Here is a 23087-nt window from a genome sequence, read left to right on the forward strand (position 1 = left end):
GCCGAGGAGATTCGGGCGGCGGGCTATGATCTCGCGGCCGATCTGGTGACCATGGCGGCGGCTGATTTATACGATGCAGCCCGCTCCGAGCGGGGTTAAGACACCCCCGGAACCGGAATCTATCCTTCAAACGATCCATGATAGACAAGGGAGCCCACCATGATGGCAAGCCACGACGACGTGTTGAGATGGCGAGGGCGGACCTCGGACACCGTCGCTGCCGTTGCCCATCGGCTAAAGGATACCTACAGTTCTGCCTATTACGTGCCGGAACACCACGGCAGCCCATGGCAGTCCGTGAAGTTAGCCCACGAGGTCGCGGATAAAATAATATCCATCAGCCGGGGTGAGACATGGAATGAATTCCGCCTTGCCGTGTGTAATGGTCTCCAGACGGAGCGGCAGGGCTTTTTCACCGACGATATGGCGGACCCCGACGGCTATGTCTGCGCGACATTGGGGGAGTTCATCTCCGCCCTGACCCCATCCGGGCCGGTGACGACGCAGGAGCCCGCGCCAAGGCCACCCCTTGGGTTGGCAACTGCTTTGGTCATCCTGGTTTGTACACCGATTCTGCTCGTCATTCTGGCGATCTCCGCGGGTTGATCAGCCAAACAATGAGGATGAGCGATGTTGCTGCCCCTGATGTCCATCCTGGCCTGGCTGGTGATTTCCGGCTTGGTATTCGGCCGCGCCCTGTCGGGATGGCGAGCACGCGGCAGTACGGTCGCCCGGATCTATTGCGGACTCACGGTTCTGGGAGCCACGGCCTGGGCTGTGATCGGCTTCGCCAACTCCTTGCCCGTTCTCGCGCTCGTCACGCCACTGGTTTTGGCCTCGGTCCACGTCGTGGCCTTGCTTCATCCCCGGTCCTGGTGGGTGATGGCCGCCCTGTCGCTGATGATCGGCAATCTGATCTCGACAGCCCTGGGCATGGCCGTTCTTGGGATCGTTCCGACATCCGGCCATATGGTGGGTTTCCTGATCGGTGGCGGCCTAGTCTGGTTTGCCTGGAGCATATCATTGGAACGGCGCAAAGCCCAAATCATTGAACCAGCCGGGCAATAATCGGCGTGTCCCTCCATCCTCCCCAAGCGGCAGGAAAGCCACTGTCATGACGCGCCACGGTGTCGTCGCCATTGGACTGGTCGGGATGCTTTGGGGCGCTTCGGCCCTGGCGACCGAAACGCGCCAATTGGGGAACGGTTATGTCCTGCGCCCTGTCTCCGGCTCCGTGCTGGAGATCAGGAAGGATGGCAAGCGCCTGTGGTCCTGCATCCCCAGGGACGGCGACCGCGAGGAAACGGAATGCAAGCTCGCCCGGATACTGCCCCGTATCATGGCTGGTGCCGTGCTGATCCAATCCGCCGACATCCGGGGGCGGGTACCCAATACTTGCACCTTGGTGGTTCCAGGCAAGCGGTTGGAGACCCATTCCTATCCGTCCTGGCAGTCCTGCGCCGACACGGTCAAGGATGTGGACGGCGACGGCATCGGCGAATTCCGGACCCCATCGACCCATGTGCCGCGTTCACTGGGGGCCGAGGATGACTATCCCTATGCAGCCTTCGTGTCCCAGGTGCCGCTGGCCTATCTGCCGGGAACTGGGCTGCGGCCAAAGCTGAACGGCCTGCGCCGTCCTGTCGGTCGCGTCGTAGCGGATATCTGTCGGTCGCACGGCTTGACCTGTACCGATGCGAAGGGGTTGCTGGCAAGCTGGGATGGACCAGGCGCCCCCATGCGCGACGGCGTGCCCCTGGCCCTATGGAGGCTGGCGTACGCCCTGGTGGAAAGCGGCAATGGCGCCGATTTGCACAAAGTCGTGGCCAATGGCTGGAGGGGGGACGCAGCCGAACTGGACAGCTTTCTTCGGCGGGCGGGGCTGCTGTTCGCGGCGGAAAACCTGTATGCCAAGGACTTCATCGCCATGAATGGCGGCAAGGTCGAAGCGATGGGATTGAGCAATGCCAGGGGACGGACTTCTCCCATTGGTAAAAAATAACGGCTCAGAGATCCGGGAAAAAACGGCACCAGACGCCATTTCTCCCTTCCCTTGCTTAGCCCGATTCGTCACTGCCGAGCGCCCGCAATTTTCAGCATGTCCAGAATCGCCGCCATTGCCGGATGGGTCCGGCCGTTGCGGCGAAGCTCGTCGAAATCCTCGGCGATAACCTTCGGCCACGGCCGATCTTTTCCCAGCAGTGTTATTGCATTGCGGCGGTGAATCTCCATGGCGGCATCGACATTTCCCAGAAACATCTCGGCATGAGCCAGATTAGTGATGATCCAGGTTTCCTTGGGATCGAGAAGCAGGGCTTCCTCGGCCGCCGCCTTGGCGTCCCGGAACCGTCCGACGATGAGATAGCTGTAGCTCAGTGATCCGAGGGCCTGGACGGTACACTTCCGGCAGTCGTTGGATGCACGGGAGAACAGGAGCGCCGATTCGTAATAGGGAACTTTCTTAGCGATCTGAGCGCCATCCACGTTTGCGGCCGAACTCAGATATGCCCTGGCGACGGCCCCGTTTTCATAGGGTTCCGCGCCCTGGCGAGGCTGCTTCGGCACTCCAGCCAGGCTTCTGGCCAGGACCGCCGAGGACAATTCCGGCAAACTCTGGCGGTTGAGTTGCCGACTGAGCCAGAGCCCGATGCCCGTCTGGCGAAGGCTGGGTGGGTGCCCGGCAGTGGCCTGCATATAGGTCGCAGCCATCCGTTCCGCCAAATCCGCAGGCCATTTTCCTGGCGAGCCGCCGCGGCCGGATGGCTCCAACTCACTCCAATCCAGCCATTCCGACCGGGACGACTTGGCCGGGGACATCCCCAGCACCACATCCAACCATTTCGGCAAGGTTGAGGCATCGGATTCGACAAAAACACGGGTCAGCGCTGTCAGCATGACGTCCTCGGGGCGCTGGTTGGTGGCGGAAAGGTCAGTCAGGAAGCTCCGCAACTCGGCCACCGATCCATGCCGGAGATGGGCATCGGCGTAAATTGCGAGCGCCCGGTAATAGATCTCGCCATTCGGAACTTGCTCAAACGACAGCAGCATCTTTCGGGCCTTGGCCAGCGTAGCGGGCTCGACCCTAGGAATATCGAGGATTTCCTTGAGCCGCAGAGCCAGTGATATGGAGGCCGGATTTTTGACAAGCTCAATAATTTCCCTCTTATTTTCCTCATCCTTTAACTGATACACAGCTTTTATTATTACCTCGTAAATAATGTTGATGGCCCCATCTGACGGAGCTTTCGACGAAGTAACGCCTTTGTATAATTTATCAAAAACATTCCCAGGCTCTTTCAAAACCTCCAGAATAGCCTTTACCTTGAGTATTCTGTCTTTAGTGGACAGCGCCCCAAAAGCGGCAAGAGAGTCTGCGATACTTGCTGATAGTCTCCGCACCGGCGATCCGATACCAATGGAGCTGGAGAAACCCTGATCCGACGCGATGATCGTCTTGGCTCGCTTTACCAACTGAGCATCGGCGATGACGGTTTCGATGAAGGTAGCGACCTCCTGCGGGGTAAAGTTGCCGCGAATCTGCGGCCAGACTTCGCGGATCGAGCCGTCGAATAGGGTAGAGCGGGCGATAAACCCCTCGCTGACGCTGGCCAGCATCTTGGGGTCCTGGCGTACACGGTCGATTAATTGCTGCCGCAGTTCTGCGGAACTGCTGTTAACGGTGATGTCTAGGACCAGGGCCAGCAGCTTCTCGGCCTCCTCTGCATTGGTCTTTGCCTGGGCCTCGGCAGCCTGCGCCTGTGCCAGGGCCTTGTCCGTCGCCTCCTTGGCCTTCACCGTCTCTTGCCGCTGGGCCTCTGCCATCTCGCGCTGGGTGTTGGCTTCTTCCCGCGCCTGGAACATCACCCAGCTCAGCCCCGCCATGCCCAGCGCCAGGATCAGCATGGCGACGGCGGCGACGGCCATCCGGCGGCTTTTGCGGCGGGCGGCCTCCTGCTGGCGCCGCAATTCGGCGCGGGCCTCGTCCTCGCGCCGTTGTTGGCGCCGTTCCTTGGCCACCTGGGTCAGGACGTCGTGGGTCAGTTCGACCCGCAGGATGCCCGAGCGCTCCTCAAGCCGCAGCAGGCGCCGCTGGATCAGGGCGTCGATGGCGGCCCGGGTCACCGAGGGCAGCCGAAGGGCATCGTCCAGGACCATGCTGTTGCGATAGCCCGATTCGCTGAGCAGATGATCCTCGATCAATTCGGCTACCTGTCTCGGCTGATCCTCCAGGCTGCGCTGGTAGAAGTCGGCGAGAATCTCGTTCCTGGCCCCGCTCAGCAGGTCGGCGGTGATCCGGGGCAGTTGCCGGGTCTGGCGGCGGATATTCAGTTCGCGGCAGACCAGCGACAGCAACGAAGGCTCCACCGCCAAGGCGGATAGGGCACGGTCCCTCTGGTCGTCGGCGACGAAGCGGACGATGCGTTCGTCCACCTGCGGCTCGACCAGCCGCCCGTCATCCTGGCCGACCACTTCCAGCGCCTCGTCGCCGCTCATGGGCACCAGCCGCATCCGGTTGAGCCGGAGCGTTGGCAGGAAGGGCATCAGCCCCTCTAGGTCGGGCAGGAAGTCCTCGCGCAGGCTCAGCAGCAGTCGGAAGCTGGCGCGGGAGAAGTCGTAGTCGCGCCCCCGCGCAGGGTCGGCCTCAATGAAGTCGCGAACGGCCCGGGGTGGGCGGTTCTCCACCAGCCCCGCCAGATCGTCGATGAAGGCGTCGGAGCGGGCCTGGGCCTCCGGCGACAGCCGCCCCAGGGTGAACAGCTCCTCGAACTGGTCCAGCACCAGCACCGGGGTCAGCAGGTCGACGCCATCGGCCCAGAAATCGGCGTTGCGCCGATGGAGATAGGTCCAAAGGGTATCGCCGGGCAGGACTTCGGGGCTGTCGACGTGTCGAAGCCGACATTCCTGCATCAGCACATCAAGAATCTGTTCCGAAAACGACTTGGCTCCCTCGGCATGATCGAGGCGCACATAGATTGGCAGATAGCTGTCACGGCGCAGGTTGGGAAACAGGCCCGCCTGGATCAGCGAGGTCTTGCCGAGGCCGGACTGGCCGAACAGCACCGCCGCGTGGCTGGTACCGACCAGCCGTACCAGGTCCGCCGTGGCGTTACCCCGGCCCCGGAAGAACGGACCAACCTCCTCGGTAAAGGCGGCTAGGCCGGGCCAGGGCTGCTCGGCGTCGATGAACCGGTCCTGATCGGTTACGGAAGATGACGTCATGCCACCACCTGCTTCTTATGGGTCCTGATGACCCGCAGCACCGCCTCGACGAAATCCGGCGTCACCGCGCCACCGCCAAGAGCGGCCCAGTGCAAACGCTTGAACGTGTCTGGGACGTCTGCCCGTCCGTAATCGGGATCGCCGTCGATGCTGACCGGCAGAATGAATGGTACATCGCCAAGCTCGAAAGCCCGCGCCTCGGCCCAGGCCCATTCCCGGCGGAAGAACCGGCTGGCATCCGCATCTCCAGTGGTCCTGGACATGATGGGAATGAAGGCCTTGGCCTGCCGGATTTGCTGATGGATCTTGCGGGCATAGTCGTCGCCGGCCCCTAGCCCCCCCTCCTTGTCCAGCCAGATCCCGAGACGGGGAAAGCGGGCGAGCAGGCCGGCGCGGAGCTGGGTGGCCTGTTCAAGGTCTTCGCGTGCATAACTGATGAACACGTCCACCTCGGCGCTGACCTCTTCACCGCTCTGGGATGACCAGCGCGCCCGCAATTCCTCGACGAAACGCTCCGCCGATTGGGCCACAAGTCGGGTCCGCTTGCTGAAGTGGGAGACGAAGGAGTTCAACTCGTCGCGGCGTTCGACCCCGTCGTCGACTAGGATTACCTGCTGCTTGCGGTCGGACAGCCTCTGCTCACTGGACATCCGCATGAAAAACAACGCAAGCCAGTCGGAGAAGGCGCTGCCGATGATCAGCAGGCTGTTGCTGGACAACCGGGTGAATAGTTCCCTGGGCCGGTTGGTGCCCGATTGCAGGGCGTGCATGAACTCTAGAAGGTCGTCGTGGCTGGCGACATAGTCCGGCATGGCGCTGATCCGGCCGAACAGGTGATAGACCGTCGGCCGGGATGGCGGCCATTCGGGGCCGATATCCTGGACCTCGCCGGGGCGAAAGACTCGGTGCTGTACCACCTCGGATGGCCGGGCTTCCTCGATCGCCTTTTGCAGCAATGCGTCGCTGCCCAGCGAGACGAACAGCTTGAAATCGGTGATGGATGCCAGTTGGGCCAGGGGCTTGGCCACCGGCAAGGAGACGGTCTCTGAGGCGCGGAGCAGTTCATCGTAGAAATCAACAATGTTTCCACCCCTGGAAACAAAAGATTCTGCCAGCTGGATCAGGCTGACATCCGGCGCGAGCAGCGCCTCGTCCACCAAGTCGTCGCGGACCATCTGTTCCGCGAGAGCACTGGCATAGCTGCGGGATAGGCCATCCTGATCGACCAGGGAAAGGCGCTCGCCGATGATCGGGATCATCTGTCCCTGGCGGATGGCGCGGATCAGTCGGTCCCATTCCGCATCCGACAGCACCCTTGACGTCATGTCGGACTCTCCAATAGTTCCACGTTGAGATGCGGGGATTGCGTGTAAAGACTAGATTTTTATAGCAATGGGCGCATCGAGGACAACCTGATACTGCTGATCGCGATCATTGATTGGTGACGGAAATATCTGGTGCGCTGGGGGCATCCCGTCTTCAGCGTCACGCCCGAGTGTGATTTGAAGCAGGAAGTGGATTTTGGCCTGTTTCAGCGTGATCGAGCGTCAAGCTTACCTGTAGCTGAATGTCCCCTTGTTCGATTGATCTGCTGACCATCCCCTCGTCCCGACCTGCCCTCAGGAGGCCATCGAACGGAGAGGTGATCAAGAGGATGGCCATAGGCCACCACGTCAGCAGCGCGGGACACGTCCTTGACCGGCGCGAGCACGGTGTCAATAATGGGTGGAAGATGGGCCGCTCAAATAGTAAATAATGGTATAATTAAAAGCTACGGAGCGCATAGATGAGTAAGAATGTTTGGCTTTCGAGTGTCGCTGCGGCCTGCTTCGCCATCGCGGCATGCGCGGCTACCCCGGCCAGTGCCGCCGATAGCAATGCTGACAGCGCCAGTGTCGCCATCTCACCGCAGACCGAAGCCGTCGCTGCGGCAGGCATGGCTCATGCCTTGGCAAAGTATGGCGAAAAGACAAAGGATCCTGTTGCTCTCCTGGCGGCAGCCCGGATCCTGCAGGCCATTGGCGGTGTGCCGCTGACCACGCCTGTTGAGCGTGAGGGCCTAGCCACCAGCACCCCGGAAAAGCCCGCCGTGGCGTTCGACAGCGCTGCCAGCGCCATGAAAGCCGCCCGGAATCTTGCCAAGGGGCAGGCGCCATTGCTCGCCATGATCGATGACACGGAGAAGTCCGGCAGTCGCAAAGCGTTCAACGGTTCGATCGACCGTCATGACATTGTGTTCCTCGTCCGTTCGGACACAGTGCGCAGCAATGGCACTGATGTCTATAACATCCCCTTGATAGCCCGGGAGCCTTGGAGGGTTTCCTTGAGCGGCGACGGCGACGAGACCTTGTTGCTGCTGGTCTATGACGAAAACGGCCACGAGATTTGCCGTGACATCGACAACAAGGTGTTTTCTGCCTCGTGCTCTGTGACTCCCAAATGGGCGGGGATTTACAAGGTCAAGATTCAGAATACCGGTCCGACTCCTGTGCGCTATGTCATCCACTTCTGAGGTCCAGGTTTGGTGCAGCTTCTATAACAGGGCTACGCTGCTTCCCCCGGAAATCCGTAATTTCGCGCTTTAATGGGGCGTTCGATATCTGGCGCGCTGGAGAGTGGCGCCCCGTCTTCATCGTCACGCCTGAGTGTGAAAAGATTCACTCTCGGTTTGCCTACCCGCTGGATATTCGGCTACCATCGATTTAAAGTCTTGCCTGACAGTGGGAGGATCACTAAGGCAAGACTTTTTGCCTTCTCGCACGTACAAATGGCCTTACAGGTTATCGCCGACACTGCGGCCAATCACAGAGCTTGGAAGGCAATGCGTCGTGATCGTGGGCTTTTCAAAATTCTAATGCAGAACCAAGGAGTGGATAGATGAGCAAGAATGTGTGGGTTTCGAGTGTCGCAGCGGCCTGCTTCGCCATCGCTGCAAGCGCGGCTACCCCGGCCAGCGCCGCCGAAAGCAATGCAGATAGCACTAGTGTCGCCACCTCGCCGCAGACTGAAGCCGTCGCAACGGCGGGCATGGCTCATGCCTTGGCCAAGTATGGCGAAAAGACAAAGGATCCTGTTGCTCTCTTGGCGGCGGCCCGGATCCTGCAGGCCATTGGCGGCGTGCCGCTGACCACGCCGGTCGAGCGTGAAGGCCAAGCCACCGGCGCCGCAGATAAGCCCGCCGTCGCGTTCGACAGCGCCGCCAGCGCCCTGAAAGCTGCCCGGAATCTTGCCAAGGGGCAGGCGCCGTTGCTCGCCATGATCGATGACGCGGAGAAATCCGGCAGTCGCGGCCGTGTCAATGGTCCGGTCACCCATTTGGACATGGTGAGGGGCAACACCACCGATACCTATAACATCCGCATGAAGGCCCGGGAGCCTTGGAGGGTTGAGTTGGCCGGTGATGGCGACGAGACTTTGTGGTTGAAGGTCTATGACGAAGGCGACCACGAGATTTGCCGTGACTACGACAACAAGCAAGTTTCGGCCTCGTGCTCTGGGACCCCCAAATGGGAGGGAAATTTCAAGGTTAAGATTCAGAACACCGGCCCGACTCCGGTGCGCTACATCATTCGCACGAACTGAGGTTCAGGATCGGCGCAGCCTCTATAAATAGGGCTGCGCCACTTCCCCCGGAAGCCAGTGAATTTCGCGGGAAATGTAATTCATATCGTCCAAAATCCAGTTTCCTCCAGTTGTAAAGACACCCTTCCCTAACAGTTTCCCCCGACATAGTCGGAACTACTGAATTTGATTGACTTCAGTTAGGCGGCGCGCAATGTGGACTAAGCATCTTCTTATCGTTGTGTCGCTGATCACACTGGTGGCGCTGCCAAACGAGGCGGAGGCGGGAACCAAGCGGGCGCTCCTGGTTGGGGTTTCAGGCTACAAGGCGCCGGTCAGCGCCCTTCGCGGACCTGGCAACGATGTGGTCCTGATGCGGCAGGTACTGCCTCGTCTGGGCTATGCGTCAGCCAATATCAAGGTACTGAGCGACGCCGTTCCCGATGGCGGCATACCGACGCGCGCCGCCATTATGGCCGAATTGTCTCGACTGACTGCCGCCAGTACCGAAGGTGACGAGGTCATGGTCCTTATCGCCGGACACGGTACCAGACAGCCGGCTAAGCCCGAGGATATAGGCCTGCGCTCGGTGGATGGATTGGACGCCATCGTCCTGCCCATCGATATCGGCCAGTGGGATGGGGCCGGCGGGACGGTGACCAACGCCATCAGTAATTTCGAGATTCGGGAATGGCTGGAGAAGCTGCGCTCGCGCGGCGTGTTCGTTTGGCTGATCTTCGACGCCTGCCATTCCGCCAACATGACCCGGAGCGCCCTGCCCGACGACGTGAGGTTCCGGGGCGTCAGCCCGGAAACGCTCAACATCCCTCGTTCGGCCATGGAGGCCGCCCAGGCGCGCGCCCCCCGACAGCGGGGCGGCACCGCCGAGTCCTCCCCGCCCATGGGATTGGATTTGACCAGGGGAACGAAAAAGGGCGACTTCGTGGCCTTCTTCGCCGCACAATCCGAGGAAGAAGCGCCGGAGCGAGCATTGCCGCCTGCTCAATCAGGCAATAAGACGCACGGTCTCCTCACCTATTCCATCGCCCAGGCGATCACGTTGAATCCCGGAGCCAGCTTTGCCCAGGTGGGGCAGCAATTGCTTCAGCTCTACGCAGTAGCAGAAAATCCCCATCCCACTCCATTGCTGACCGGCACAGGACTGTCGCGGGCCATCTCCGGCGGGCAAACCGAGGGCAAACCGCAATGGCTGGTCCAGCGCAAGGATGACGGCAAGCTGGTCCTGGCCGCCGGCGCGTTTCACATGCTGACACAGGGAACGGTGCTGGCCCTGCTGCCCAATGCTATCGCCAAGGACAAATCCGTTATCGGCTATGCCGAAATCGCCACGGTGGATGGCACAACCTCGATCCTTCGGCCCATCGCCTATGGCGGCAAGGCGGCCCCAGCTGTTTCGGCCCTTCCCGAGGATTTTTCCGCCCGTCTGGTCGAGCCGCGCCCTGACCTGCTCCTACACGTCGGCCGTCCTGTCTTGGCCGAGGGCCAGGCCGGGGCGGCAATCATGCGGCAGGTTATCGCCGAGTTGGAGATCTCCCCCGGCCGAAATACCCAGTTGCGCTGGTCAGCCCCTGGCGAGGCCAATAATATCCGATTGGTAGTGGACGCCGGACGCCTGTGGTTCGTGTCGAGTGAGAGCGAACTGATCCGGGAGGGGCCGGGACAAACCATCTCCGTGGGGCTGGACAAGCCCATCGACAAGCTGCTGCCGTTGGTCAGGGATACCCTGGCCCAGATGGGAAAAGCCATCAATCTGACCCGACTCGCTGCCCAGGGCTATGGCAGCGGGCTGGCCTCGGCCAATGCCCAGGTGACCATCACCTCTAATGGGCGACCCGTTCGACTTAATGACGGGGTGGTGCCACGCGTGGGAAACGGCGACCGCCTGGATATCACCCTTGAGAATACGGGAAATCGCCCCGTGGACTTCACTGTCTTGCAGATCACCCCGCAATTCGGCGTCAATGTGGTCTTTCCCATGGATGGCGAGCATAACCGGATCGATGCCCATGGCCGCAAGCGCCTGGGAGCCAGGGGCTTCCAGATTAAGGGCGCCCCGGGGGCGCAGGCTGGTGTCGAACGGTTGCTGGTGATCGCGGTGGAGGCCGAGGATGGAGCGGCCTTGAACGACTTTTCATTCCTGGCCCAGCCGGAAGTCCCCAAGACACGCAGCGACAGTTCCTTCATGGGACGCCTGCTGATGGAGACCGGCTTCGGAATACCCTCCACCCGTGGGGGCAGCGAAGGGCAGTCCATGGACAAGACATGGCTTCGCGTCTTCAGTTGGAAAGAGCAGCCGTGATCAAGCCGTCGGCTTGGTATTTGAAGCGTCTACTGCCCTTGGGCATCGCTTTTCCGCTGGCAGGCTTAATCCTGGCCTATGCAGGTGGGGCTTCGGTGCTGCCCGCTCCTCCCCGTGGCGATGAGGCCCGCCATCGACAGGTGCTTTGGAGTATCGCCACCGAGTCGGTGTTTCGTCCCTGGGCGGCAAACCCTCTGGAAGAGGGGGCGGTGGGCTTGGTCCTGGGACGCGGCAGCTTGGCGGCAGGCGCCACCTGGATGACCGGGGTGTGGCTTTGGCTACGATTTCGAAGCCGCATCAGGGCGACCAGAATCTTGCGCCGGGGGAAGCACCTCGTCATCGTCGGCCTGTCGCCCATGGGCCTGCATCTGCTGCGCGAGCGATTTGCATGTGGCTATCCCACGCTTGGTGTAGGTGCGCCAGATGATCCAGGCCTCGTTGAGGCGCTTGACCGGGGGCTTCCCGTTCTGCCCAAGAACGGACCCGGTCGCTTTTCGAATCTGGGGCTCGAACATGCCTCGGCCGTTCTGGCCGCCGATGAGAGCGACACTCGTAACCTCGACACCGCCATGATGGCTGCCGGGCAAATTAACCACAGTCAGGGACCACCGTTGCGGATTTTTGCCCATGTTCATAACGCCAGCCTCCGTCGCCAGTTGGAAACCCAGATGGAAACACTGCGCCAGGGTGGCCAATGCCAATTGCGCCTGTTCTCCCTGGCTGAGATCACAGCCCGCGATCTGCTGGCACGGCATCCTATGGACCGGTTTGCCCGACAAGGCGCGCCCGATAAGTACCATCTGGTAATCGTCGGCTTCGGAACCCTTGGTCAAGCTTTGGCTCTGGCGATTTTTCGTCTGGCCCATTTCCGCTCTGGCCGCTTTCCCCAGATTACGGTCATCGACCGGGATGCCACACGCCTAGGCGTCATGTTTGCCGAGCGATTTCCGGGGCATGCCCGGATCGGTACGCCCCAATTCCTGTCTGCCGACGTGGAAAGTGACCGTAGCTTCCTCCAACTCTGGCATCAGCTATTCGACCAGCCGGTCGCGCCGACCGTCATATATGCCTGCATGGATAAGCCAGAGCTTTGCCTGGCGACAGTCCTGACGGTGGAGACGCATTTGCGGCGGGAGGGCCACTTCGTCCCTCCCATCATGGCATTTGATCCCAAGGGCGACGTCGCACGGGGGCTCGCCGCTGCCACTGAAACCAGCGGCATGATTGAGAGCTTCGGGCGGCAGGAAGCCATGTTCTCTCCCGAACTTGTGCTGCAAGACAATCTGGACCGACTGGCGCGCACCGTTCACGAGGGTTACGTGGAAGAACGCCTACGCGACGGAGAACAGTTAGCCAGCCGCCCCACCCTGCTGCACTGGGATGCCCTGACAGAAAGCGTCCGCGACGATAATCGCGCCGCGACCGATCACCATGGCCTGAAAGTCCGAGAATTAGGCGCGGTCCTGTGCCCCTCGGCCGAACGCTTCGGGTTTCCACCGGTGCCAGAGTTCTCACCTTCCCCGGAAGCCCTTGAGGAGCTTGCCATTGCCGAACATAATCGGTGGTGCGCCAACCGCTATCTCGCAGGCTGGCATCACGCGAAAACGCGCGACGACGCCCGGTTCCTGCACCCGGATTTGGTTGAATATCAGGCATTGACCGAGGCGGCCAAAAATAAGGACCGCGAGCAGGTCAAGGCCATACCCGCGCTGTTCCGAATGATCGGCATGGATGTGGTCCTGCCCCACCATATCACTGTAACGGCGGGAACAGAGACGGCGACTTTGGACGCGGCGGCCCGGCAAGAGCTGGCGGCGACCCTGGCGCGCTGGCAACATCCGGCTTTTGTCCTGTCCACGGGATTGTCGAGCCCCGCCGAGCGGCAGGCCTGCTTGATGGCCCTGGAATTCGGAGGACATCTGCGCTTGCGGCTTGCCGAACCAAGCCAGTCCACCTTGAGGCGATTGCCCGAAGCCGAGCGCGCCGAAGTCAGGCGCATACTCGGATTGGCCCGACACATCCTAGCCGCCCCTCCCGGAGAGGTCATTCTGCCCAACGGAATCGCTCTGCGGGTGGAGGAACCGGGCGGAACCATGACGGATTTTTCCTCACCATCGCTCGACACAGGGGAGCCATGCTGACGTTGCGATACATATGGCCGGTCCTGCTGGCGGTGGGCATGATTGTGGCGCTCCCAATGTCATCGCCGCGAGCCTCGGAACTTGTTCGACTGGACACTCCCTTGTTGTGCGCTGCCAAGGTAGCTCTGGTCATCGGCAACAGCCGATACACGGCTGGCTGGGGGCGCCTGCCCGGCGTTAGCGATGATGTGGATCGGATCAGTGTCGCCTTCGCCGAGGCCGGATTCGATGTCCAACGCGCGGAGGATCTGAACGGAGCGGCCATGCGCACAACCATCGAGGCATTCGCCCAAGACCAAGCCTCGGGCCCGGACGACTGCGCCATTATCTACTACGCCGGACATGGCGAGACATTGCGAAATGGCGCCGAGCGTGTCGGCTATCTTGTGCCGGTGGACGCCCCCAGAGCGTCGGCCGACAACCAGACCTTCCGCCGAACAGCCATCAGCATGGACGAAGTCCAGCGCTGGATCGACAGCATGCGGGCCAAGCATGTCCTGGTCATCTTCGACAGCTGTTTTTCCGGCTCCATCTTTCAAAGCATGCGTGGCGAACGTCATGATCCCCCGGTTGCCGTCACGGTAAGCGCCGCCTATCCGGTCCGCCAGATCATCGCATCCGGAACCGAGGAGCAGGCCGTGCCCGACCAGAGCGTCTTCGCCCATGCCCTGGTTTCCGCCCTGGCCGGCGGCGCCGACCTCAACCGCGACGGATACGTCACCGGCAACGAACTGGGTTTTTTCTTGCGCGATATCGTCGCTAACCAGACACGGGGCAAGCAGACCCCCCAATTTGCCACCCTGATGCGCGGCATTTCATCCACCAAGGGTGACTTCATCTTCCAATCCCCGGTCGGTCCGGCATCATCGCGCGGAGATGACGCCAATGCGGCGGCGCCCCCCCCTCCCGCGTCCCCCGTCGGCAATCCTGGCCGTACCTTCCAGGATTGCCCGGAATGCCCGCAGATGACCATCCTGCCGCCTGGACGATTCTACCAGGGCTCCCCTGCCGATGAACCAGAGCGCAACCTCGACGAGCAGCCAAGAACATCCATCGAGTTCCGCCAGATCATCGGTATATCGACTTTGGAAGCCACCTTCGCCCAGTGGGACGCCTGCTTCCGTGAGGGTGGGTGTACCCATTGGCTTGACGACAAGGGACAAGGGCGTGGACGTCTCCCCGTGTTCGGGGTGACCTGGGATGATGCGCGCCAGTTCGCCGCTTGGCTGAATAATCGGCCTAATGCCACCTGCCGCTATCGTCTGCCCACTGAAGCCGAATGGGAGTATGCGGCCAGAGGAGGAATGACAACGTCGCGGCCCTGGGGAGACGACTTAGGAAAAGGTCTGGCTGCCTGCGCCGATTGCGGTGGCGCCGCCCCCAAAGCACCCTTACCGGCAGGCAGCTTTCCCGCCAACCGCTTTGGTCTGCATGACGTGATAGGAAATGTCTGGGAATGGGTAGAGGATTGCTACGCTGACCAACATGCGGGCCAGGGATCGGCCGTTCAGGCAGATGCGGGCAGTTGCGCCTCCAGGGTGATCCGGGGAGGCTCCTTCGCCACGGCATCGCGCGGTGTCCGCTCTGCAGCTCGTGCCCAGTATCCGCCCGGACGCTCTGATATGACCATCGGGTTTAGGGTTGCCTGCGACTTCCAATGATGGGGAAAATGATGAAGCTTGTGCTTCCGATTATCGCTGCCTTGATCTGCGCGATCCAGTTCACCTTTCTGCCCTCCGGTGTTCACGCTGCCGACACAGTCGTGTCGCAATCCGTGATCGCGCAGGCGCTTCCCGCCACCGTGGCTATCTACACTGAAAAAAATACCCATGCCAAATCCCTTTCCAAGGAGAAGGTGGCCGAAACACGTTCCTTGCCGAAGACGACGGAAGCCTGGACAGAGGAACAGGCTCGTGCATTGCTGCCCAAGCAGCGTGATATGAGCGCAAGCCGTCCAGACGAGATTCCGCTAGGCTCGGGCTTCATCATCCGCCCCGACGGCTTCATCGTGACCAATCATCACGTGGTGGCCGGTTCGTCGTCCATGACCGTCAAGCTTTCTGATGGTAAGGCCTACCCTGCAGAAATCATCGGCAGCGATCCCCTGGCCGATCTGGCGGTGATCCGGATTAACGTCCCCCATCAACTCCCCACCCTGTCGTTTGGCGATTCCGACAACCTTACCCTGGGGCAGCCGATCCTGGCCATCGGCTCACCCTTTGGTTTCGCGGGCACGGTAACGGGGGGCGTGGTTTCCGCGCTGGGACGCAGGACCGAAGACAATGCGGTACTCGACCTCATCCAGCATCAGGCTCCTATCAATGTGGGGAGCTCGGGCGGCGCGCTGATAGATTACCAGGGACGGGTGGTCGGCATAAACTCAGCGATATTCAGTCCGCTCGGTGGCAATATTGGGATCAGTTTTGCTATCGCGGGCAATCAGGCGCAACCAGTCATCGAGCAGCTTCTGCGGCAGGGTTATACCGTTCGCGGGGGATTGGACGTGGAAACGCAGCCTTTGTCGCAGGAAATCTCTACGGGCCTGCCCGGTTCCCCCAAGGATGGAATAATCGTGATCCGCAGTCCCGAACAGGGGCACAATCGGATTCTGGATGTGGGCGACATCCTGGTATCTTGTAATGGACAACGCATCGCCAGCAACAATGATCTTGCGCGGCTTCTCTATCCATTGACAACTAAAGCCGAGATTCCGTTCGAGATGATACGCGATGGCCAACGCCGGACCGTTTCCCTCTTGGTCACTCCGCAACGGTCGGTGACGGTTCCTATAGCCGTCAAGGAGCCCGCCTCCGATAAAGCGGTCGGTCACGCGACGGCGGGCATGACCATACTGCCCATCGATCAAGGCTTGAGCCGCTCACTCGGCCTGCCGCAGAACCAAAAGGGCATGCTGATTCTTGCGGTTCAGCCGGAAAGCGGAGCCGCCTTGGCCGGGCTTCGACCAGGGGATATCGTCATTGCAGCCGGAACAAAGGCCGTGGTGACGGCAGACGATTTCCACGAAGCGGTGTCCAAGGCCAGGGGCTTGCGGCAGATATCCCTGCTGATTCAGAGAAATGGTGACAGAAATTACCTGAAGGTGGAGATCTTCTGAATGTGCCCGCTGTCATTTGAAACGGATGCAATCTTGTGAACGGCAACCAGGATCATAACGGCCCGGAACGTCAGCGCCGCAAGCTGGCTCAGGAGCGGTGCCGCGAGGTCATTGGCGCCCTAGACCTGTTCTCATCTGTTGCACCGGGCGATTTGGACGATCTCTGCCGCACCGCCACGCTTCGGACCTATCTCCATCATGCTGAGATATATGGAACGGACAGCCCCAGCGGATCGCTGTTCATCGTGGAGCGAGGCGCCGTGCTGCTCGGATGCGCCTGCGAACCGCCGGAAAGCAAGAAGATCGCCATCCATTGGATCGATGAGGGGGGCATATTCGGAGAAATGGAGTTCCTTGAGGCCGATGACGAATTCAGCCCACTGCCGAACCGCCAGATGCGCGCAGAAGCCGCGAGCGATTGCGCGGTTATCGCCCTGGAAGGCCGCACAATCCGGAAGCTGATCCGTCAGTACATGGATCTCGAACGGCGCCTCCATCGGATCGTCGCCCGGCGGCACCGCCGCAGCATTGATGTAATCGAACGGATGGCCTTCATCGGGATGGTCGAAATTCGCTTGGCCCAGGCTGTTATGGAACGTGCCAAGGCTGTCGGAATCCGGGAGGACGGTGTCATCCGCATGCCCCCTCGCATCACTCACCAGCAATTGGGAGACCTCCTCGCCGTAGATCGGCGAAGCGTGCTGGAGACCCTGCGGCTTTGGCAAGACGCCGATATTGTCCGCCACGACAACCTGGGCGTGTTGACGGTCCTCGACCCACGAAGCCTTGACGCAATCGCTGCCATGCGCTCAGGACAGCGCAAATCATGGGAAGCGGAGACATGGCTGGCCTTGATCGACGCAGATATGGCCCGAGGCTACAATGCCCAGGCGTTTGACTTGGCGCGCGACGCACTAAGGCGACCATCGCTGAGCCGGCACCCGCAATTGCGCCATCGGATGGTGCTTGCCTGTGCCCGGGCAGGGGCCCGACACCAGGCAATAGAGCTTTTAAAGTCGTTCAAGTTCGACCATTGCGATGATGACGTGGACATCGCCTCCCTCGAACCTCGTCTTCTGAAGGATATGAGTCTTTCCGCCATTGATGAGGTGGCGGCCCGGCACTTGGCACTCCAATCGGCAGAACGATACCTTGCCATCTATGAGCGAACGGGAAACCATTATCCGGGCATCAACGCTGCGACCATGTTTGCCATGGCCGGGGACCAGGGGAAGGCCATTCAAACCGCGCGGAGCATCCTGAATTCGGAGGTGCCAGTCCGCACCTATTACGCAGCCGCCACGCGCGCCGAAGCCGCCACCATACTGGGCGAGTATACCCTGGCCGAGCGGGAGTTCGCCTTGGCCATGGGACTGCCCGACGCCAATCCAGGAGCCGTCGCAACAACCCGCCGACAATTGAGGATGCTGGCCCGCACCTTGGGCATTCCCCCGACCGATTTTATCATGAGAGTTGCACCGCAAAGCCCGGTCCTAGTTTATCAAGGCGATGCCCCAAACCTAGAAACTTGTCAAAACATCTTGAAGGCGCATCGGCCCAAATGGGGTTTTGGTAGCTTGGTCAGCACCTCTGATATCGTGATGGCAGAAGCCATGATCCGTGAGGGATGCGAACTCCACCTCGTCTTGCCAAATCGGGGGGGCGAATTCCTGTCGCGCTCCATCGGCCCCAAAGCCAGGCACTGGGTCTCGCGTTTCAATCACTGCCTCGAACATGCCCATCGGGTTTTTATCGCCGCTTGGCCCATGGATCGGACAGGCACCGCGATGGAATACCCGGGACACCGCCTTTCGGTGGGACTGGCCATGCGGCATGCCGCTGAACTCGAGGCGAATTGCATCTTGTTGTCTGGAAATACGGCGACGACCATTACCGCCTCTCTGCGGACAGCGGAATCTCCCGACCATGCCGCTATATCCGATTTCATCGACCGGCACCTCGGTCATGAGACCTTTGTGCAAATGGTGTACTGTTCATGGAATGACGGTGATATGCAAAGGGCCACGCAACTCCTTCAGTCCCTCCATTGGACCGGACCGGAGTTCTGGCTGTCGGAAACCGAAATCGTCCTAGCGCCATCGGATGCGGCGGCATTGGCCGTCACCCTGTCCGCGGCGGCACACCGGCTTGACGTGCCTCTCCGAATCATTTGCGATATCGCCCCCGTGGCGGAGACGCACGCGGTATCGGCTTCAACCTGTGTTGTCGTCCAGGCCAAGCCGGTCCTTCCCGCCAACATCCCCCTGGCGACGGAGCTGTTTATGGCTGAAACCTCGTTGTCACCAACCAGTTCGCCCCATGGCCAGTATGTGGGGCGGCTCCAGACCAAGGAGGGTTACGGCACGTTCCGCGTCTATGCGCTGAGTTAGGCCGAAACTAATAAACGGGCCTCCCCTTTATGCTGCGTCGCGCTTCATCGCGACCTCCCACCGAACTCTGGAAGAGTCACATAACCATCAGACCCGCCAGCTTCTGCAAGCATCAAGACCCTGAAGTGTCGCACCTAGACAAACACATATTTTTTGGCGTATCATGTATAAATCTTCAAATGATTAAGAAATTTTATGACTGCAATTTTCATATCCCACTCCAGCAAGGACAACATCCTAACAGAAGCTCTCGTTGATTGGCTTGTATGCGAGGGATTCACTGATGTTTTTGTTGATAACTCAGAAATAAGAACAGGGGACCGCTGGGCAGACATTTTGAGAAGTGCCAAAGCGTCTTGTCGAATTGTTATCTGCTTGGTAACGCCAGATTGGCTGAATTCAGATGAATGTTTTGGTGAATTTCTGTCGGGCTGGTATGCTGGAAAGCGTATTGTACCTCTGTTTTCCACCGCTGGCCACGAGTTGGATGAACGTCAGCAGCGGCGCATGTCTCGCATTATGGCTGAGGATCAAGGGTTCGACCTGACGCAGGTCGGAGCCCCTGGTGAGCTTAATTTTGATAGCCATCCCGCGATGGTGTTACCTCTCGTTTCCGGCCTCCGGGCAGGAGGTGCGTTAGCGAGGATAGGACTAGATCCTCTCGCGTTTGCAGTTAACACTGAGCTTCGCCCAGATCCCTTCCCCGGCCTCGAAAGCTTCGGTGACGACGACGCCGACGCAGCCCTATTCTTTGGTCGCAGTCCAGAAATCGCGGCCTGCATTGAAGAACTTCGTGAGATGAGGGCTTCCGGTGACAGACGCGCCTATACCTTCCTGGGCGCCTCAGGATCAGGCAAGTCGTCGCTGATGAAGGCGGGGGTTCTGCCGCGGCTACGTCGTGAACGAGGCTGGTTGGTTGTTAGATCATTCCGCCCCGGAGCAGACCCACTTTATGCCTTTGCAGATGCGTTATCGAGAACAGCAATAGATCACGGCATTACGTGGGCTCCCGGACATGTACATGACGAATTGATCACTGCCTGGCGCAGGAGGCCAACAGAGAATACTATCGAACAAAATTCTTATCTTGTTTCCGCACTAGAAAAACGTCTATCCACAATACGAGAGCGATCAGGACGCATTTTAACCACGATCTTATATCCAGTCGATCAAGCGGAAGAGCTTGTTCATAATGACGAGGAAAGTGCAATTGCTCTAGCTGACTACCTGAGCGCATCTATGGAGACTCCTCCGGCGGAGGGAGCTCCAACACCGTATATCGTCACCCTTACCGTCCGCGATGACTGCTTCCCTGAATTGCGCTCGTCCGAGAAATTTAGACGCATCTTGACGCGCACTGCAGATATTCGACCGCTCCCATCGTTCCGCTTTTCTGCCGCCATCGAACAACCAGCTGAGCGATATAATGTGGTCATTGAGCCGAGTTTGGCGCACGCTCTCATAGAAGACGCTCCGGAGTCTGATGCTCTGCCTCTTCTTGCTTTTGCGCTACGTCGGCTTTGGACGCGATTTTGCGCTGAGAAGCTCATCTGCATTTCCGACTATGAGGCACTTGGCAAGCTACACGGCCTAATTGACGACGCTGCTGAACGAGCATTGCGCGGCATGGACCCCAGAGATGATAGGCCGCTGGCTGCTTTTCGCATCCATCCGGATCACGAAAAGCAAACTATGCGAGCATTCATTCCCGCTTTAGCGCAACTTAATGATCGTGGACAACCGATCCGATGTATTGCGCCGATAGAATTGTTCTCCCCACAACAGAAGGAGATTTTGGAGGCATTCGTCCGTTGGCGGCTTCTGATAATACGAGGAAAAAATATTGAAGTAGCGCATGAAGCAATGTTCCGCGAATGGCCTCGTTTTGCGGAATGGCTGAAGCCGGAACGCGAGAACTTAGAGGCATTGCGTAGCATCGAGAATTCAGGTGATATATGGGATTTTCATGATCGAAATCCAGAATATCTAAGTCATCGTGGAAGACGATTGTGGGCCATACGCGTACTTTTTGCATCAGATGATTACAAAAATCAAATCAAAGCGATGCCTCATGTGGCTGATTATATACATGCATGCACTAAAGCGGAGAGGCGGAGAATCTTAGTGATTGGCCTAGCCGTTTTTGCTTTTCTTTTGGCGGGCTCAATAGCCGTTACCGCTAATAAGAGTATAATTTCAGGAGCTATTGCCACCTTTACCAATATTTCCGCTGCGTCTGCGGGAGCCTCCGTGCTTTCACCTGAAATCCGGGGTGAGTATGAAAAGCGGCGCATGTTTTTACGAGCAACCTTGCAGCGTTATATGCAGTATGCCCTGACTGGTACCGTTCCATCACAACCCATGCCAGAAACCCCAGATTCAGCGGCGATCGAGCTATTAAAAAGCAGAGCAAGCAATGAAACATTTGATGCTTGGAGCATTGGTCAGGTCGCATCATCTTTAGACAAGAATACGCTCGACAGCTCTCACCTTAATAAATTCTATGACTTAAAATTTATTAATAGCTGCTCGTGCTGGGCGCCCATTGACGGATCAATGCATATGGCAGCAAGTGACTGGATCATCATCTCTCATGCACTACAGGGAGTATACGTCAAAACATCTGTATTAAGTGGGATTTTGCAAAGACAATCTAAAGAAGGTGGTTGGCCACTTTTTTTTGATGCCATTGAGGAAGACGAATCCAACAGCACTTATTCAACATCACTAACACTTCTTTCCCTCCACCATTTGGCACAAACATCACTCTTTGATCCCCACCTGAAGGATACGTTGCTCAAGGCGATAACTAGGGCCAGGGCGTGGCTCCACAGCCACGTTCCGAGCTACGACATTTACTGGTCAGACTACCCTGATGCCGTATCGCGCAAGACGCGTACGCGGGGCAATACTGCTTTTGTGATTTTCACCCTGCTACTCACGGGAGGGACCGCCGATGATATTGCCCTGTTTCAACGCTGGTTTGCCTCGCTGGAGCAGCCAACCCCTTTAGATGACGTGGATGCTTCGGATCGGTTCGTCAAGCTGAAAAGCAATGGCGTCCGCCTGGATAGCACCAGGCACCTTATTCTGCCTTGGGAACTGGCGGCTATTCATCAGGGAGCTCGCCACCTCGCGCCATTAGATAAAATCCGCGCCCGCCGTTATTTTATCGATAGCCTAAGTATTTGGCCCACAAGACAGACGGGGGGGTTCGATTATGTAGCAGCTGAAACTTTGTACACACTAAATACCCTTCTTGATGGTAATTATTGAATTAATTTTGCCTTGTTTCATAAGTCTAATAATAATCATTTTATGAATATGAAGAGAAATACCATGAAACACAAGCATACGGTAATATGTCATGTGTGCGGAGGAGTGGCTGTAGTTTGCCTTGAGAAGGAGATAAATGTTTCATGCGGCGACTATTTTGATGGATGCAGGAAGTACTCCAAAGATATTGGATCGACGCCTCTTTGGGAGTGCACTCAATGTGGCTTTGCGTCATTTAAAGAAGTTGCTGATTGGCATGAGGATAGGTTTAGAGCTGATATATATAACAATGATTACTATTTGGGTGACCGACCATTTCTGGAAGAACGTCCCAAAAAGCTTGCCGCATGGCTGACGGCTGCCCTATCTCCATGCTCATTACTCGACTATGGCGGTGGAAATGGCCAACTGGCACGCCTACTAACCTCTCAAGGGTTCGAAGCCGCTTGCTATGATCCGTTTTATGGTGGAGGGGGGCTGCCGCAAATATCGAGCGAGGTCGTGACTGCATTTGAAGTGGTTGAACACGTTCCAGACCAGTATTCTCTATTCAGAGAAATGGCATCCCTATGCCGCAGAGATGGAGTAATTATTTTTTCTACGTTACTCAAGACAATGCACCTTAAAGATGACTGGTGGTACGCATCGCCTCGGAATGGACACATTTCATTTCACACAAAAAAAAGCATAAACTTACTATTGTCACGCTTATCGCTGCATCATCATTCCCTATCAAGGGAGATTCATTTGGCCGCATTCACCAAAGAATCTCTTATGAGGCTCATAAATATTAAAACTATAAGCATCAGCGCCGATCCGTTATTTCATTTTACCGACAGGTGGAGCGCATTAAAGTAGAACCCCTATGAACGTGGGCACCTTGTAGCCGAAGGTCGGGATCGCGATGTCGATCCGGGGCGTGCCATCGGAGGCGGGCTTGGCCTTGGCGAACTTGATCGTCCAGCGGGCGTCCACATCCTTCTGCGCTGTCAACGGCGACCTAATTTTCCCCATTTCGGGCGGACGGAAATTCCCCAGGTGGAGGGATCGGTGATCAGCCGGAT

General features: G+C 58.7%; 14 protein-coding genes and 1 pseudogene. 12 read left to right on the plus strand and 3 right to left on the minus strand.

The window, feature by feature from the left end; translation table 11 throughout:
* Positions 1-159 precede the first annotated feature (159 nt).
* From A6A04_RS12270 to A6A04_RS12280, 3 genes are read left to right on the plus strand one after another with little or no spacing between them, the layout of a single operon-like run.
* Positions 160-606, plus strand: a complete 447-nt coding sequence (locus A6A04_RS12270) for a hypothetical protein (RefSeq protein WP_068493297.1) — start codon at positions 160-162, stop codon at positions 604-606.
* Positions 607-630: 24 nt separating this feature from the next.
* Positions 631-1068 (plus strand): hypothetical protein, encoded by a 438-nt coding sequence (locus tag A6A04_RS12275; protein ID WP_068493299.1) that lies wholly within the window; start codon positions 631-633, stop codon positions 1066-1068.
* Positions 1069-1114: 46 nt separating this feature from the next.
* Positions 1115-2002: a hypothetical protein gene (locus A6A04_RS12280; protein ID WP_068493301.1), complete on the plus strand. Its 888-nt coding sequence runs from the start codon at positions 1115-1117 to the stop codon at positions 2000-2002.
* A gap of 68 nt (positions 2003-2070) precedes the next feature.
* Here the strand turns inward: A6A04_RS12280 and A6A04_RS12285 are convergent, their stop codons facing one another.
* A complete protein-coding gene (locus A6A04_RS12285) occupies positions 2071-5220 on the minus strand; it encodes an nSTAND1 domain-containing NTPase (RefSeq protein ID WP_068493303.1) in 3150 nt (1049 codons plus the stop codon).
* Positions 5217-6479, minus strand: a complete 1263-nt coding sequence (locus A6A04_RS12290) for a toll/interleukin-1 receptor domain-containing protein (protein WP_172822767.1) — start codon at positions 6477-6479, stop codon at positions 5217-5219. The genes A6A04_RS12285 and A6A04_RS12290 overlap by 4 nt, the downstream gene beginning before the upstream one ends.
* Positions 6480-7006: 527 nt before the next feature.
* Between A6A04_RS12290 and A6A04_RS12295 the strand changes: the two genes are divergently transcribed.
* The 9 genes from A6A04_RS12295 to A6A04_RS21710 all read left to right on the plus strand — a co-directional run bounded on the left by A6A04_RS12295 (position 7007) and on the right by A6A04_RS21710 (position 22881).
* On the plus strand, positions 7007-7732 hold the full coding sequence (locus A6A04_RS12295) for a hypothetical protein (protein ID WP_068493307.1): 726 nt from the start codon (positions 7007-7009) through the stop codon (positions 7730-7732).
* A 365-nt stretch (positions 7733-8097) separates the two neighbouring features.
* Positions 8098-8802, plus strand: a complete 705-nt coding sequence (locus A6A04_RS12300; RefSeq protein ID WP_068493309.1) for a hypothetical protein — start codon at positions 8098-8100, stop codon at positions 8800-8802.
* Between the two features lie 193 nt (positions 8803-8995).
* Positions 8996-11101: a caspase family protein gene (locus tag A6A04_RS12305; RefSeq protein ID WP_068493311.1), complete on the plus strand. Its 2106-nt coding sequence runs from the start codon at positions 8996-8998 to the stop codon at positions 11099-11101.
* A complete protein-coding gene (locus A6A04_RS21700) occupies positions 11065-13242 on the plus strand; it encodes a RyR domain-containing protein (RefSeq protein WP_082914885.1) in 2178 nt (725 codons plus the stop codon). Before A6A04_RS12305 ends, A6A04_RS21700 begins: the two co-directional genes overlap by 37 nt.
* Before the next feature lie 104 nt (positions 13243-13346).
* Complete coding sequence (locus tag A6A04_RS12320) at positions 13347-14903, plus strand: SUMF1/EgtB/PvdO family nonheme iron enzyme (RefSeq protein WP_172822768.1); 1557 nt, start codon at positions 13347-13349, stop codon at positions 14901-14903.
* Between the two features lie 8 nt (positions 14904-14911).
* Positions 14912-16357, plus strand: coding sequence for a trypsin-like peptidase domain-containing protein (locus A6A04_RS12325; protein WP_068493321.1), 1446 nt, complete (start codon positions 14912-14914; stop codon positions 16355-16357).
* A gap of 35 nt (positions 16358-16392) precedes the next feature.
* Positions 16393-18747, plus strand: a complete 2355-nt coding sequence (locus tag A6A04_RS12330) for a Crp/Fnr family transcriptional regulator (RefSeq protein ID WP_068493323.1) — start codon at positions 16393-16395, stop codon at positions 18745-18747.
* 195 nt (positions 18748-18942) lie between these two features.
* Complete coding sequence (locus A6A04_RS21705) at positions 18943-22023, plus strand: toll/interleukin-1 receptor domain-containing protein (protein WP_082914887.1); 3081 nt, start codon at positions 18943-18945, stop codon at positions 22021-22023.
* A 63-nt stretch (positions 22024-22086) separates the two neighbouring features.
* Positions 22087-22881 (plus strand): class I SAM-dependent methyltransferase, encoded by a 795-nt coding sequence (locus A6A04_RS21710; RefSeq protein ID WP_172822769.1) that lies wholly within the window; start codon positions 22087-22089, stop codon positions 22879-22881.
* Here A6A04_RS21710 and A6A04_RS23600 read toward each other — a convergent pair.
* Positions 22873-23087: pseudogene (locus A6A04_RS23600) on the minus strand (hypothetical protein); the annotation flags it as partial. The gene A6A04_RS21710 and the pseudogene A6A04_RS23600 sit on opposite strands and share 9 nt — an antisense overlap.

Origin of the sequence: Paramagnetospirillum marisnigri (assembly GCF_001650715.1) — a bacterium.
GTDB classification, from domain to species: Bacteria; Pseudomonadota; Alphaproteobacteria; order Rhodospirillales; family Magnetospirillaceae; genus Phaeospirillum; species Phaeospirillum marisnigri.

What these genes read in the sequence shown, in the direction of transcription:
- A6A04_RS12270 (WP_068493297.1), top strand. Translation starts at nt 160, where the DNA reads ATGATGGCAAGCCACGACGACGTGTTGAGATGGCGAGGGCGGACCTCG.
- A6A04_RS12275 (WP_068493299.1), top strand. Translation starts at nt 631, where the DNA reads ATGTTGCTGCCCCTGATGTCCATCCTGGCCTGGCTGGTGATTTCCGGC.
- A6A04_RS12280 (WP_068493301.1), top strand. Translation starts at nt 1,115, where the DNA reads ATGACGCGCCACGGTGTCGTCGCCATTGGACTGGTCGGGATGCTTTGG.
- A6A04_RS12285 (WP_068493303.1), bottom strand. Translation starts at nt 5,220, where the DNA reads ATGACGTCATCTTCCGTAACCGATCAGGACCGGTTCATCGACGCCGAG.
- A6A04_RS12290 (WP_172822767.1), bottom strand. Translation starts at nt 6,479, where the DNA reads ATGATCCCGATCATCGGCGAGCGCCTTTCCCTGGTCGATCAGGATGGC.
- A6A04_RS12295 (WP_068493307.1), top strand. Translation starts at nt 7,007, where the DNA reads ATGAGTAAGAATGTTTGGCTTTCGAGTGTCGCTGCGGCCTGCTTCGCC.
- A6A04_RS12300 (WP_068493309.1), top strand. Translation starts at nt 8,098, where the DNA reads ATGAGCAAGAATGTGTGGGTTTCGAGTGTCGCAGCGGCCTGCTTCGCC.
- A6A04_RS12305 (WP_068493311.1), top strand. Translation starts at nt 8,996, where the DNA reads ATGTGGACTAAGCATCTTCTTATCGTTGTGTCGCTGATCACACTGGTG.
- A6A04_RS21700 (WP_082914885.1), top strand. Translation starts at nt 11,065, where the DNA reads ATGGCTTCGCGTCTTCAGTTGGAAAGAGCAGCCGTGATCAAGCCGTCG.
- A6A04_RS12325 (WP_068493321.1), top strand. Translation starts at nt 14,912, where the DNA reads ATGATGAAGCTTGTGCTTCCGATTATCGCTGCCTTGATCTGCGCGATC.
- A6A04_RS21705 (WP_082914887.1), top strand. Translation starts at nt 18,943, where the DNA reads ATGACTGCAATTTTCATATCCCACTCCAGCAAGGACAACATCCTAACA.
- A6A04_RS21710 (WP_172822769.1), top strand. Translation starts at nt 22,087, where the DNA reads ATGAAACACAAGCATACGGTAATATGTCATGTGTGCGGAGGAGTGGCT.